This window comes from Aeromicrobium jepli, from assembly GCF_047246605.1.
GTDB lineage: Bacteria > Actinomycetota > Actinomycetes > Propionibacteriales > Nocardioidaceae > Aeromicrobium.
Genome location: NZ_JBFOKO010000001.1, coordinates 331,483 through 344,662 on the forward strand (window position 1 = coordinate 331,483; position 13,180 = coordinate 344,662).

The 13,180-nt window shown below is 72.9% G+C and carries 16 protein-coding genes; 11 read left to right on the forward strand and 5 right to left on the reverse strand.

The window, feature by feature from the left end; genetic code table 11:
* Positions 1 to 56 precede the first annotated feature (56 nt).
* Entirely contained in the window at positions 57 to 692 is a 636-nt protein-coding gene (locus AB3M81_RS01535; protein WP_412902149.1) for a VOC family protein, read from the reverse strand.
* A gap of 48 nt (positions 693 to 740) precedes the next feature.
* Positions 741 to 1,475 carry a DUF3109 family protein gene (locus AB3M81_RS01540; protein ID WP_412902150.1) on the reverse strand — a complete coding sequence of 245 codons (735 nt, stop codon included), beginning with the start codon at positions 1,473 to 1,475 and terminating at the stop codon, positions 741 to 743.
* 52 nt (positions 1,476 to 1,527) lie between these two features.
* Here AB3M81_RS01540 and AB3M81_RS01545 point away from each other — a divergent pair, with 52 nt between their 5' ends.
* From AB3M81_RS01545 to AB3M81_RS01555, 3 genes are read left to right on the forward strand one after another with little or no spacing between them, the layout of a single operon-like run.
* Positions 1,528 to 3,453 carry an SGNH hydrolase domain-containing protein gene (locus AB3M81_RS01545; RefSeq protein WP_412902151.1) on the forward strand — a complete coding sequence of 642 codons (1,926 nt, stop codon included), beginning with the start codon at positions 1,528 to 1,530 and terminating at the stop codon, positions 3,451 to 3,453.
* A 39-nt stretch (positions 3,454 to 3,492) separates the two neighbouring features.
* Entirely contained in the window at positions 3,493 to 4,404 is a 912-nt protein-coding gene (locus AB3M81_RS01550) for a Ppx/GppA family phosphatase (RefSeq protein ID WP_412902152.1), read from the forward strand.
* A 31-nt stretch (positions 4,405 to 4,435) separates the two neighbouring features.
* A complete protein-coding gene (locus tag AB3M81_RS01555; protein WP_412902553.1) occupies positions 4,436 to 5,224 on the forward strand; it encodes a sugar phosphate isomerase/epimerase family protein in 789 nt (262 codons plus the stop codon).
* Positions 5,225 to 5,227: 3 nt separating this feature from the next.
* On the opposite strand, the gene AB3M81_RS01560 is transcribed toward AB3M81_RS01555, so the two are convergent.
* Positions 5,228 to 5,575: a VOC family protein gene (locus AB3M81_RS01560; protein ID WP_412902153.1), complete on the reverse strand. Its 348-nt coding sequence runs from the start codon at positions 5,573 to 5,575 to the stop codon at positions 5,228 to 5,230.
* Entirely contained in the window at positions 5,572 to 6,522 is a 951-nt protein-coding gene (locus AB3M81_RS01565) for a bile acid:sodium symporter family protein (RefSeq protein WP_412902154.1), read from the reverse strand. The genes AB3M81_RS01560 and AB3M81_RS01565 overlap by 4 nt, the downstream gene beginning before the upstream one ends.
* An 80-nt stretch (positions 6,523 to 6,602) precedes the next feature.
* Between AB3M81_RS01565 and proC the strand changes: the two genes are divergently transcribed.
* From proC to AB3M81_RS01605, 8 genes are all read left to right on the forward strand, one after another.
* Positions 6,603 to 7,385, forward strand: coding sequence for a pyrroline-5-carboxylate reductase (gene proC, locus AB3M81_RS01570; protein WP_412902155.1), 783 nt, complete (start codon positions 6,603 to 6,605; stop codon positions 7,383 to 7,385).
* A gap of 4 nt (positions 7,386 to 7,389) precedes the next feature.
* Positions 7,390 to 8,565 (forward strand): acetoin utilization protein AcuC, encoded by a 1,176-nt coding sequence (locus AB3M81_RS01575; protein ID WP_412902156.1) that lies wholly within the window; start codon positions 7,390 to 7,392, stop codon positions 8,563 to 8,565.
* Positions 8,566 to 8,764: 199 nt separating this feature from the next.
* A complete protein-coding gene (locus tag AB3M81_RS01580) occupies positions 8,765 to 8,950 on the forward strand; it encodes a helix-turn-helix domain-containing protein (RefSeq protein WP_412902157.1) in 186 nt (61 codons plus the stop codon).
* A gap of 131 nt (positions 8,951 to 9,081) precedes the next feature.
* Positions 9,082 to 9,183, forward strand: coding sequence for a 30S ribosomal protein bS22 (locus AB3M81_RS01585; RefSeq protein ID WP_019143756.1), 102 nt, complete (start codon positions 9,082 to 9,084; stop codon positions 9,181 to 9,183).
* Between the two features lie 3 nt (positions 9,184 to 9,186).
* The gene (locus AB3M81_RS01590) at positions 9,187 to 10,161 is read left to right on the forward strand and encodes an NAD-dependent epimerase/dehydratase family protein (protein WP_412902158.1); all 975 of its coding nucleotides are present in this window, start codon (positions 9,187 to 9,189) and stop codon (positions 10,159 to 10,161) included.
* The gene (locus AB3M81_RS01595; protein WP_412902159.1) at positions 10,158 to 11,366 is read left to right on the forward strand and encodes a lysophospholipid acyltransferase family protein; all 1,209 of its coding nucleotides are present in this window, start codon (positions 10,158 to 10,160) and stop codon (positions 11,364 to 11,366) included. The genes AB3M81_RS01590 and AB3M81_RS01595 overlap by 4 nt, the downstream gene beginning before the upstream one ends.
* A 16-nt stretch (positions 11,367 to 11,382) precedes the next feature.
* Positions 11,383 to 12,042, forward strand: coding sequence for a hypothetical protein (locus AB3M81_RS01600; RefSeq protein ID WP_412902160.1), 660 nt, complete (start codon positions 11,383 to 11,385; stop codon positions 12,040 to 12,042).
* Positions 12,035 to 12,604: an RNA polymerase sigma factor gene (locus AB3M81_RS01605; RefSeq protein WP_412902161.1), complete on the forward strand. Its 570-nt coding sequence runs from the start codon at positions 12,035 to 12,037 to the stop codon at positions 12,602 to 12,604. Before AB3M81_RS01600 ends, AB3M81_RS01605 begins: the two co-directional genes overlap by 8 nt.
* An 80-nt stretch (positions 12,605 to 12,684) precedes the next feature.
* On the opposite strand, the gene AB3M81_RS01610 is transcribed toward AB3M81_RS01605, so the two are convergent.
* Positions 12,685 to 13,062: a hypothetical protein gene (locus tag AB3M81_RS01610; RefSeq protein ID WP_412902162.1), complete on the reverse strand. Its 378-nt coding sequence runs from the start codon at positions 13,060 to 13,062 to the stop codon at positions 12,685 to 12,687.
* Positions 13,063 to 13,180: the final 118 nt, after the last annotated feature.

Below are 13,180 nucleotides of genomic sequence, written 5' to 3' on the forward strand. Positions count from 1 at the left end.
CGACAGGACCGCGACGACGCGGGCGCGCTGTGGACCGTCGCCCGATCACCGCGGGGTCAGAGGCGGACGAGGCCGTTGGGGGTCTGGAACTCGGCGGCCAGGACGCCGGGCGCGCCGTTCGGGGCGACCCAGCGGACGTCGATCTGCTCGAGAGCGCCGACGGCGGGCTCGCCGAGCCAGTCGGCGAGGCGCTCGGGGCTGCCGGCGATCTCCAGCGCGACGAGCTCGATGTCGGACTCGCACATCGTCGAGGGGTGCTCCTCGGGCTGGTCCCAGCACATGACGTAGGGCAGCTGCGGATCGGACCGCATGCCGTTCACGCCGATCTGGCGCCACGTGAGGTTGAAGCCGTCGGGACGGTGTCGGTTGCCCGGGACCGAGTGGCGGCCGAGACGGTGCTCGACGGGCTTGATGTCCTCGACGCTCACGCACCAGCCCATCCAGCCGCCGCCGAGCTCGGAGCGGGCCTTCACGGCCTGCCCGTACGGGGCCTTGTCGGCGGCCGGGTGCTCGAGCGCCTCGACGACCTGCAGGTACTGCCGGTGCCTGAGCGGCAGGATCATGTTCGTGGTGCCGAACCGGGGGTGGACGCCACCCTCCAGGAACTCCGCGCCGAACTTCTCGCTCAACTCGGTCGTGGTCGCCGCCAGGCCGGCGGGGCCGACCGCGAACGAAAGATGGTCGAGGTGCATACGGCATTGTTGCCCAGCCTCCGTTCCCCGCGGAGGCGGGGGTCCGGATCAGTCGGCGGGGTGGGGGACCGGCACGCCGTCGGCCAGGAATCGCTCGCAGTGCCGGACCAGCTCGGCGTAGCCGGCCTCGCCCATGAGGGCCGTCAGCTCGGCGCGGCTGCCGACGTAGACGGGGTCCCGCCCGACGTGCGCGTCCGTGTTGGACGAGCAGTACCAGTCCAGGTCGGCGCCGCCGGGGCCCCAGCCGGCGCGCGTGTACTCGCCGATCCGGACCTCGGTGTACGTGTCCCCGTCGCCGGGATCGACCTCCCGGAACTCGCGCCGCAACGGCAGCTGCCAGCACACGTCCGGCTTGGTCGTGTGCGGCTCCAGGCCGGTCGCCAGCGCGTGCGCGTGCAGGGCGCAGCCGTACCCACCCGGGAAGCCACGGGAGTTGTGGAAGATGCAGGCGCCGTCGACCGTCCGGGTCTTGAGCTCGCCGTCCTCGTCGCGCTCGGTCCAGCCGTCGCGGCGCCCCGCGTCGTGGAGCTCCCACTCGGTCGGGTCGAGCCGCTCGACGAACTCCGCCACGCGGGCCACGTCGTCGTCGTCGCTGAAGTGGGCGCCCAGGGTGCAGCAGCCGGCGTCGGGCGAGGTGTCGTAGATGCCGGGGCAGCCGGCGCCGAAGATGCAGGTCCAGCGCGACGTGAGCCACGTGAGGTCGCACCGGAACACCTCGGTCGCGTCGTCGGGGTTGCGGAACTCCACGAAGGAGCGCGGGAATCCCAGATCGACCTCGGCCACGGACACAGGGTAGGCCACCATGACCGCCCCCGTAGGGTGATGAATCGTGGTCGTGAGGGGACGGACGGAGCCGGTCTGGCGAGGCACCGCGGGGGTGGCGCTCGCGCTGCTCGTGCTGGGGACGGCGTGGCCGGGACGCCTGCCCGGTGCCGCGATCGCCGTCGAGATCCTCCTGGTGTGCGCCGGCGCGCTGCTGGGACAGGTTCTGCTCGTCGACCGCGACCGGCCGGTCGGGCCGTCGATCGCCGCGGGTCTGCGGTTACTGGTCGTCCCCCTGCTCGTGCTGGTCGGCGTCGGGATCGCCGTCCAGCGCTGGGCCGAGCTGCGCGACTGGCCCGCGATGCTGCGCGACGTCCGCGAGGCCGCCGTCGGTGCCGCCAATGTGGGCGCGATGGCGCCGGACTCCCCGGTCTCGTCCTTCTGGCTCGTGGCGCTGCTGGTGCAGTCGGCCGCGGTCGTGCTGGCCCTGCGCTGGCTCGCGACACGGCTGGCGAGCGGCATCGAGACGGTCGTCCTGCTGCTCTCGGCCGGCTCGTTCGTGTGGTGGGCGATCGACCCGGCCGGGCACCTGGGCGCGCGGTTCTGGCCCGTCGGCCTCGGCGTGCTGGTCGCGTTCGCCGTCGACCGAGGCAGGCCCGTCCCGGGCCGCCTCGCGCCGCTGGCCTGGGCGACGGCCGTCGTCGTCGGGCTCGTCGCGGCGACCGTCTCCGGGCCGGTGCTGCTGAGCGTGCTGGGCGCCGTGGCCGGCATCGTCGCGGCCATCGCCGGGCTCGCCCCCGGGTCGCCGGTCCGCCTGCTGGGCGACCGCGTCGCGACGTGGGGCGCGGCGCTCGCGTGGGCGGGCTTCTGCCTGGCCGGCCCCGCGCTGCGGCTCGCGCCCGAGGCGGCCGGACGCGACCTGGGCCTCGTCGACCGCGCGCAGCTGCTGGTGGTGATCATCGGCGTCGCGGCCGTCACGGTCGCGGCGATCGCCGTCGTGCGAGCGGTCGTGGCGCACGGCGTCGCGTGGTCGGCCCTGACCGTGGGGGCGCTCGTCGCCGCCGTCCTCGTGACGGTGCCCGGCACGGAGCGGGCCGAGGCCATCGAGGCCGACGTCGCGCAGGTCCAGCGGTTCGTGACGGCCGACCTGCCCGACTGCTACGGCGCGTCCGAGATCGGCGCCCGGGCGGCGGGTGAGCCCTGCGCGAACCCCGACCTCGAGGGCACCACGGACCCCGCGCCCGAGCTCATCGGCACGAACTTCGAGCCCTTCATCGGCTGCTGGTCGCAGCCGCACGACGACGAGGTGCACGTGTGCGACCTCGGCAGCATCGACGACGAGGCGCCGCGCGTCCTCGTCGTGGGCGACTCGCACGCCCGCGTCCTGTTCGGCGCCTTCCGCCGGCTCGCGCAGCGCGGCGTCCTCACGGTCGACGCCACGTCCAAGGCGAGCTGTGCGTGGAGCACTCACCCGATCAAGGACAAGGACGCCGCGCGCGTCGCCTCGTGCGAGAGCTGGCGCGAGAACCTCGCCGCGTGGCTCGACCAGCACGCCACCGACTACGACGTCATCGTCACGACGGCGTACAGCGGCCGCATGGTGGGCCCGCGGGAGGAGCAGGTGAACGGCCTCGTCGAGGCGTGGGAGCCCGTCGCGGCGAAGGGCGTCCCGATCGTGGCGCTGCGCGACAACCCCCACGTGAAGAGCGATCCGGACCAGTGCCTGCTGGCCACGGACCCGGCCGACTGGGACGACTGCGCGACCGCGCGCGAGGACGTCATCAACCAGTGGGACGCCTTCCGGCCGGCCGCCGAGCGGGTCGAGGGCGCGCGCTTCGTCGACATGTGGCGCTACTTCTGCGACGACGAGTCGTGCCCGGCCGTGATCGGCGGCGTGGGCGTGCACCGCGACGACAACCACGTGTCCGCGCGCTACGCCGAGACGCTCGCCCCGTTCGTGTACCGCGAGATCGCGTGGACGGGCGTCTTCCGGTCCTGAACCCTGCACGCCCCCGCGGGTCGATGCCACACTGACACCATGCGCATCGGCGTGCTCGACATCGGGTCCAACACCGGCCACCTCCTCATCGTCGACGCCTTCCGCGGCGGGCCCCCGCTGCCGGCGCACTCGTTCAGCGAGCCGCTGCGGCTGGCCGAGCACCTCGACTCCGAGGGCCACGTGACGGCCGACGGCATCGACCGACTCGCCAAGTACGCGACCGAGGCCGCGTCGCAGGCCCGGGACACGGGGGCGGAGCGCGTCATCGCGTTCGCCACCTCCGCCGTGCGCGAGGCCGGCAACGCCGACGAGGTGATCGAGCGCGTGCACGAGGCCAGCGGGACGCGCCTGCAGATCCTGCCCGGCGAGGACGAGGCGCGACTGACCTTCCTGGCCGTCCGCCGCTGGTTCGGCTGGTCCGCCGGCCGCCTCGGCGTCTTCGACATCGGTGGCGGCTCGCTCGAGGTCGCCGTGGGCGCCGACGAGTCGCCCGAGGTCGCCACCTCGCTCCCGCTGGGCGCCGGCCGGCTCACCCGCGAGTGGCTCGACCGTGGCCTTTCGTACGACGAGCTGCGCACCGAGGTCCGCCGGCGCATCGGCACCGTCGCGGGCCAGATCCTGCGCCCGGGGCCGTTCGACCGCGCCGTCGCCACCAGCAAGACGTTCCGCTCGCTCGCACGGATGTGCGGTGCCGCGCCGTCGGCCCAGGGGCCGTACGTGCGCCGCGAGCTGCGCCGGTCGGACCTCGCCGACCTGACGGTCACGCTGCGCACCGCCTCGGACGCCGAGATCGCGGCGATGCCGGGCGTCTCGGTCGTGCGCGCGCACCAGATGCGCGCGGGCGCGGTCGTGGCCGAGGCGACGATGGACCTGTTCGGCGTCGAGACGCTCGAGATCTGCCCGTGGGCACTGCGCGAGGGCGTCCTGATCGAGTACCTGGACCACCTGTGACCGCCCGCGACCTAGGCTGGGAGGCGTGAGCATGTCCACCGGTCTGCCGATGGTCTCGCTGTCGACCTCGTCGGTCTATCCCGAGGGCACGGCGGCCGGCTTCGCGACCGCCGCGCGGCTCGGCTACGACGGGGTCGAGGTCATGGTCGGCCTCGACGACGTCAGCGCCGACACCACCGCGATCAAGGCGCTGGCCAGTTCGCACGACATCCCCGTGGTGTCGATCCACGCGCCCTGTCTGCTGGTGACGCAGCGCGTGTGGGGCACGGACCCGTGGGGCAAGCTGCACCGCAGCGCCGAGATGGCGCTCGACGTCGGCGCGGACACCGTGGTGGTCCACCCGCCGTTCCGGTGGCAGCGCGAGTACGCGCGCGGCTTCGTCGAGGGCATCGCCCGCCTCGAGGACGAGTACGACGTCGCGTTCGCCGTCGAGAACATGTACCCGTGGCGCTCGGGCAAGCGCGAGTTCCAGGCCTACGCGCCGGGCTGGGACCCGGTGCCGTTCGACTACCTCAACGTGACGGTCGACTTCTCGCACTCGGCGACGTCGCGCATCGACTCGCTCGACCTCATCGACCAGCTGGGGGACCGGCTGGCGCACATCCACCTGGCCGACGGCTCGGGCTCGATGAAGGACGAGCACCTCATCCCCGGCCGCGGCACGCAGGGCTGCGACCGGCTGCTCGAGCGGCTGGCCCAGCGCGGCTTCACCGGCCACGTGGTGGTCGAGGTCAACACCCGCAAGGCCGAGGACCGCGACGCTGACCTGCTCGAGGCGCTCGCCTTCGCGCGGCTGCACCTGGCGTCCGCGCCGGTCTGACCGTCAGGAGCGGGGCGCGACGCAGAACTCGTTGCCGGCGGGATCGGTGAGGGTGACCCAGCGGAAGCTCTCGTCGCCGCGCTCGGCCACGAGGCCCGCGCCGGCCGCCCGCAGCCGCGCGACCTCGGCGTCGAGGTCGTCGGTGACCACGTCGAGGTGCAGCCGGTTCTTGCCGGGCGTCGGGTCCTGGACCTTCTGGAAGGCGAGGTGGGGCGAGCCGGGGACCGCGACGATGACGAACCAGCCGTCGTTCTCCTCGGTGATGGTGCCGCCGGTCTGCTCGGCCCACCAGGTGGCGAGCGCCAGGGCGTCGGTCGTGTCGCACGTGATCATCGCTGGGGTGGCAGTCATGGGGTCACGCTACGACCGTCGTCCGACAGTCTGGAGGCCACGAGCGAGCCGACGATGAGCTGCAGCTGGTGGTAGAGCATGAGCGGCAGGATCATGAGCGGGAACGCCGTCGCCGAGAACAGCACGCTGGCCATCGGCAGCCCCGCCGCGAGCGACTTGTTCGTGCCGCAGAAGTAGATCGCCACCTGCGCGCCCCGGCCGAACGGCCGCCCCGCCGCCCAGCACACGAGCGACGCGACCGCCAGCAGGCCGGCGCAGACGGCCGCCACGACGACGGCGTCGGTCCAGTCCAGCTCCTGCCACACGTCCGCGTTGGTGCCCCGGCTGAAGCCCGCGTAGACGACGAGCAGGACGGTCGAGCGGTCGAACCGGCGCAGGCCCTTCTCGTGTCCCTCGAGCCACGGGCGCAGCCAGCGCCGCGCCAGCTGCCCCGCGAGGAACGGGACGAGCAGCAGGCCCACGATGCGCAGGACGGCGTTCGCGTCGATCTGGGCGTTCGCGCCCAGCATGAGCTTCACGAGCAGCGGCGTCAGCAGCACGCCCAGGAGGCTCGACAGCGAGGCGGCCACGACGGCGATGGCGCGGTCGCCGCCGGCGATCGAGGTGAACGCCACCGCGGACTGGACCGTGGACGGCACGACGCACACGAACAGCAGCGCCGAGAGCAGCTGCTCCGACACCACGCCGGGCGCGAGCGGCACGAGCGTCAGGCCGAGCAGCGGGAACAGCACGAACGTCGCCGCGACGATCACCAGGTGCGTGCGCCACGCCGTCAGGCCGTGCACGACCTCGCCCGTCGACAGCCGCGCGCCGTAGAGGAAGAACAGCGCCACGATGCCCGCCTGGACCAGCACCGAGACGACCTCGAGGGCCGTTCCCTGGGCCGGCAGGACGATGCCCAGGCCGGCCAGGCCGAGGATCATCACGATGAACGGGTCGATGCGCACCGGGCCACGATAGGCCTGTGGCGGGAGGCGCCGGGCAGGGTCCCCGTGGCGCGGGTCACGTGGGGACTACGCTCGACCCCATGAGGATCGCGGTCGTCGGTGGTGGCGTGATGGGTGGCACCCTCGTGACGGCGATGTCCGGTGCGGGCCACGACGACATCGTGGTGATCGAGCGCAGCCCCGAGCGCCGGGCCGAGCTCGAGCAGCAGGGGCACGAGACCTCCGACGACATCGCCGCGGTCGCCGGCGCGGACGTGGTCCTGCTCGTCGTCAAGCCGCAGGACGTCCCCGCCGTGCTGACCCCGCTCGGGGCCGCGATCGACTCCGGCGCCACGGTCGTCTCGCTCGCGGCCGGCGTGCGCACCGCCACGATCGAGGCGGCGCTGCCCGAGGACGTCGCGGTCGTCCGCGCCATGCCCAACACGCCCGCCGTGATCGGGCGGGGGATGTTCGGCGTCTCGCCCGGCAGTCGCGTCCCGCAGGACCGGCTGGACTCGGTCGTCGAGCTGCTCGCCACCGGCGGCGCCGTCGTCGTCGTCGACGAGTCCCGCCAGGACGCCGTGACGGCCGTGTCGGGCTCCGGCCCTGCCTACCTCTTCCACCTGGCCGAGCACATGATCGCCGCGGGTGTCGAGGGCGGCCTCGACCCCGAGTCGGCGCGCACCCTGACCGTGCAGACCCTCGTCGGCGCGTCCGAGCTGCTGGCCGGCTCCGGCGAGACGCCCGAGGAGCTGCGCCGCCGCGTGACCTCGCCGAACGGCACGACCCACGCGGCCATCACGACCTTCGACGAGCACGGCGTGGGCGACGGCATCCGTGCCGGCGTTCTCGCCGCGATCGCCCGCTCCGCGGAACTAGGCTGACGGCATGGACGATCGCGCGGCGGTGGTGTTCGACGAGCGCCTCACCGACTACGACTTCGGGCCGTCCCACCCGATGGCCCCCGTGCGTGTCAAGCTCACGATGTCGCTGGCGTCGGAGCTGGGCGTCCTCGAGGAGCTCGACGTCGTCGGCGCGACGCCCGCGACCGAGGCGCAGCTGCTGAGCGTCCACACCCCCGACTACGTCGAGCGGGTCGTCAACCTCAGCAAGCACCCCACCCACAGCGACCCCAAGCACGGCCTCGGCACCGAGGACAACCCGGTCTTCGAGGGCATGCACGAGGCGAGCTCCCTCATCGCCGGCGCCAGCGTCGAGGCCGCGCGCCTGGTCTGGACGGGGGAGCGGCGCCGCGCGATCAACGTCAGCGGCGGCCTGCACCACGCGATGCCCGGACGTGCCAGCGGCTTCTGCGTGTACAACGACGTGGCGATGGGCATCCAGTGGCTGCTCGACCACGGCGCGCGCAAGATCGTCTACATCGACGTCGACGCCCATCACGGCGACGGCGTGCAGGCGATCTTCTACCACGACCCGCGGGTGCTGACGATCTCGCTGCACGAGTCGCCGCAGACCCTGTTCCCCGGCACCGGCTACTCCACCGAGGTCGGCGCGGAGGGGGCCGAGGGCTCCGCGGTCAACGTCCCGCTGCCGCCCGGCACGTCGGACGCGGGCTGGCTGCGCGCGTTCCACGCGGTCGTCCCGCCGATCGTGCGCGAGTTCGGACCCGAGATCATCGTCAGCCAGCACGGCTGCGACTCGCACATGGACGACCCGCTGACCAACCTCATGCTCAGCGTCGACGGTCAGCGCGCCTCGTACCTCGCGGTGCGCGACCTCGCCGACGAGATCACGCAGGGCAAGTGGATCGCCACCGGCGGAGGCGGCTACGCGGTGGTCGACGTGGTGCCGCGCGCCTGGGCCCACCTGCTGTCGATCGTCAACGACAACCCCCTGCCGCCCGAGACCGAGACCCCCGAGGCGTGGCGCCACGCGGTCGAGCAGCTGCGCGGCCAGCCGGCCCCGACGCGCATGACGGACGGCCGCCGCGCGGTCTACCGGCGCTGGGAGGACGGCTACGACCCCGCCTCGTGGCTGGATCGGTCCATCCAGGCGACGCGGACCGAGACTTTTCCGCTGAACGGCCTCGATCCCACGTACTGACGGGGAATCCAGCCCGTTTCCCGGTACGCGGGTGGTACACAAGGCCGAGGATCTGTACTGTGATCCGAGGAATAACTTGGAGTTTCAAAATTCCCGTTCACACGGAACTCATCTGCCACTACGCTTTCTTCAAGCACGCGCGCTCACTCTCCGGTGGGGAAGCCGGAGAGCGCGCGTGCCCTGGGAGGATGGTGTGGAGATGTCCGAGGGAACTCGATTCATGACCGTGGCCGAGGTCGCGGACCAGATCCGTGTCTCGAAGATGACGGTGTACCGCCTGGTGCACAGCGGCGAGCTCGAGGCCGTGCGCGTCGGCCGCTCCTTCCGTGTGCCCGAGCACGCGGTGCAGGAGCTGCTCACCAAGTCGTACTACCAGGTGGGCTGACACCCGCGCGGTCCGCGGGGGCGGACCGCGTCGGGTGCCGGCGCCCTTCGGTGTGCCACCGCGTGTGCGCAGGGTGGGTGCGATCGCCTACTGTTGGTCTGTCCTGTGTGAAGTCCAGATCGAGGTGAGTCGTGGGTTCTGTCATCAAGAAGCGCCGTAAGCGGATGTCGAAGAAGAAGCACCGCAAGATGCTCAAGCGCACGCGAGTGCAGCGGCGCCGTCTGGGCAAGTGACGGATGTCCGAGGTCGTCCTGGTCACCGGCGCGGCCACGCCCGGCGTGGCACTGGCCGCGCGGCGCATCGCTGAAGCCGGGGACGTCAGGGTCGTCGCAGTCGACACGACTCTCCCCACGGAAGATCTCGGGCCCGTCAAGTTCGTGCGTGCGGACATCCGCACGCCGGTCATCTCCAAGGTTCTCGCTGTCGAGGACGTCGACACGGTGGTCCACATGGACCTCGCGCCGATGCGCTCTCGCGGGGCCGGCAGCGCGACCAAGGAGATCAACGTCATCGGCACGATGCAGGTGCTGGCCGCGTGCCAGCGCTCCGATCGTGTCAGCCGTGTCGTCGTGGCCAGCAGCGCCGCGGTGTACGGCGCATCGCCCCGCGACCCGGCGGTGTTCACCGAGTCGGCGACCGCGCGTGGCGGTACCAAGACCGGGTTCTCCAAGGACATCGTCGAGGTCGAGGGGTACACGCGCGGCTTCGCCCGCCGTCGCCCCGACGTGTGCGTGACCACCCTGCGCATGGCGCAGTGGCTGTCGCCGCACTTCTCCACCGCCTTGGGCACGTACTTCTCCAATCCGGTGCTGCCCGTCCCCATGGGCTTCGACGCGCGCCTGCAGCTGCTCCACCCGCAGGACGCGCTCGAGGTGATCGCGCGCGCCGCGACGCAGGACCTGCCCGGCACGTTCAACGTCGCCGGCGAGGGCGTCCTCATGCTCAGCCAGGCCGCGCGCATCCTGGGCAAGCCCACCCTGCCGCTCGCGCCGCTGGGCTTCGGCCCGGTCCTGGCCCGGGCCGCGCACTACATGGGCACCGACATCTCGCCGGGCCTGCACCGCCTGCTGACGTACGGCCGCGTGCTCGACACGTCCGCGCTGCGCGAGATCTTCGGGTACGCGCCGCGGCACACGACGCGCGAGACGTTCGAGTGGTACGCCGAGACGCAGCGTCCCGGCCTGTTGCGCGTCCTAGGGGTCACACGATGAAGGACGACCTCAAGGGCATCGGCACGTCCGGTCCCGCCGGTCGTGGCAACCGCTCGACCTCGCCGTCGCGCGCCGCGCGCTCGCTCGCGGGGCCGAACAAGCAGTCCACGGCCAAGCGCAAGGCGGACGCGAAGAAGGCCGCCGTGGAGGCGGAGGAGGCGACGGCTACGCGCACCACGCCGACGCCCCCGGGCGCCAAGGTGGGCGCCGCGCCGCGCGCCGACGAGGCGGCGGGGGAGCGTCCGCGTCACCTGCACGCCGTCCCCGAGGACGAGCAGCCGCCGCCGCAGGAGCCGCCCGAGGAGGCCACGGCCGACATCGATCCCGAGGACGTCGCCACGGCGTTCGCCGAGGGCGCGCGGCGCCTGCTCGGCCACGACTGGCAGGTCAAGGTCGTCGAGATCGTCAGCAGCCTGCGCCGGCGCCTCTCGGGCGACTACGAGGTCGACGAGTTCGGCCTCGACCCCGAGGTGCTCGACCTGCTGTCGCTGCTCGTCGAGCCGCTCGCCGAGAGCTGGTTCCGCCTGCAGGTGCGCGGCATCGAGAACATCCCCGCCGACGGTGGCGCCCTGCTCGTGGCCAACCACTCCGGCACGGTGCCGGTCGACGGCCTGATCACGGGCTACGCCGTGCGCAAGCACGCCGGCCGCGCGATCCGCCCGCTCGGGGCCGACCTGGTGTTCCGGCTGCCCTACGTCGGCCAGATCGCGCGCAAGATGGGCGCCACGCTGGCATGCGCCGAGGACGCCGAGCGGCTGCTGACCTCCGGCGAGCTCGCGGCCGTGTGGCCCGAGGGCTTCAAGGGCGTCGGCAAGCCGTTCAGCGAGCGCTACAAGCTGCAGCGGTTCGGTCGCGGGGGCTTCGTCTCGTCGGCGATGCGCGCCCAGGTGCCGATCATCCCGGTCTCGATCGTGGGTGCCGAGGAGATCTACCCGCTCATCGGCAACATCCCGTCGCTCGCGCGCCTGCTCGGCCTGCCGTACATCCCGATCACGCCGTTCTTCCCACTGTTCGGGCCGCTCGGCCTGATCCCGCTGCCGAGCAAGTGGATCATCGAGTTCGGCGAGCCGATCCGGACCGACGCGTACCCGCCCGAGGCGGCCGACGACCCGATGCTGCTGTTCAACGTGACCGACCAGGTCCGCGAGACGATCCAGCAGACGCTCTACAACCTCCTGGTCGAACGTGGCAATCCCTTCCTCTGACGCCGGTCGCGGTCCCGTGCACGACCTGCGCCTCCAGGTGCCCGTCCTCGAGCCGTCGGACGACCTCGTCCAGCGGCTCGCGTCGGCCGCGCGCGCCAGCCGGCCCACCGCGCCCGCCTCGCGCCTGCGCCAGCGCATCGCGTTCGCCGTCGCGGCGTTCCTGGGGCTGGGTGCCGTGTCCGTGGGCGGGGCGTGGGCCGTGGGTGCGATCGAGGTCCCGGGCCTGCCGGACTCGCCGCTGCGCTCGCCGGTCGTCGAGCCGAGGGAGCCGGTCCCGCCGGGTGGCCTCGAGCCGCAGTCCGGGGCGGGTGGCACCGCGGACGCCGACGATGCGCCCGTGGAGCGGGACGGCGGCTCCGCCGACCCGCAGGGCGTCGCGCCGACCGCCGCGGCGGACGAGGTCCAGCCGCGCGTGCGGCCCACCGCGCCGGGCCGCCCCGACGACCCGGGCGAGCAGGGCCGCGACCGCGCGAAGGAGAAGAAGAAGGGCTCCGGCGCGTCCAAGGAGAAGCCGGGCGACCCCTCGGCGAAGGACGGCGACCGGGGTCGTGACGAGGAACGGCGCACCGGACGTCCCGACGACGCGGGCTCGGGATCGAATCCGGGCCAGGGCGACGAGCGGCGCGGCGAGCGGGGGCGGGCGGCGGACGACGAGTCGGCGGGCGCCGATGAGTGACGACGCGCTGGTGACGCGCGCCAAGGCGGGCGACGCCGAGGCCTGGCGCGAGCTCTACCGCCTCCACGCCGGCCGGCTCGTGGCGTGGCTGCAGATGCGCCCCACGGGCGACACCGTCGCCTCGGCGGAGGACGTGGCGAGCGAGGCGTGGTTCGTGGCGGCGTCGAAGATCGCCGACTTCACGGGGTCCGCCGCGGACTTCGGCGGCTGGCTGTTCGGGATCGCGCGCCGGCTCAGTGCGACCTCGCGGCGGACGGCGCAGCGCCGGAACACGCGGCCCGACGACGTCAGTGACCTGGTGGGCACCGTGCCCGACCACGGCTCCCACGTGGCCCACCAGGACTGGGTGCGCACGATGCTCGCGACGCTCTCGCCTCGCGAGCGGGCGGCCGTCGGGCTCGTCGACGGGCTGGGCATGGATGTCCAGACCGCCGCCGAGGTCCTCGGGGTGACGCCCGTGGCGCTGCGCGTGGCGCGTCACCGCGGTCTGCGGCGACTCTCCCGCGCGTCATCCTCGCCAGCGCCCCTGGGACAGGTGTCGGGACCGGCTCCCGGCGTCTGACGAGGAAGGGCCGGCCCGCCGGGGGGTGGCGGACCGACCCAGTACTCGGTACGGGGAACCGAGTGGTGCGTCGCGTCAGGTCAGCTCTGCTGAGCCTGGTCGGCGAGGCACTTCTCGAGACGCTGCTTGGCCTTGGCCACCCGCTGCAGCTGCGCCTTCTTCGTCTTCTGGACCTCGGCGCGGCGCTGCTTGGCGGCCTTCAGCTGCTTCTTCGCAGCGCGCTTCTCGGCGGCCGTGTCGGCCTGGCGCACCTTCTTGGTCGCCTTCTTGACCTTGGTCTGCTGCTTGGCGAACACGCTGTTCACCTTCGCGAGCTGGGCCTCGGCGCGCTCCACCTGCGCCGTCTGCGTGGCGCAGGGCTCCGTGTTCGGGCGGTCGGCGTGCGCCGGGGCGGCCAGCGGGCCGAGGGCGAGCGCGACGCCGGCGGCGAAGGCGCCGATGCGAGCCTTGTTCGTCATGTGAATCTCCTCGTTCGTGGGCAGTCATGGACTGCTGACACCTCACTCATGTCACAGCAGACCCTCGGCGTTACACGTCCGCCGGACTTTTCTCGGAGCAGACGAGAACGCGGCCCGC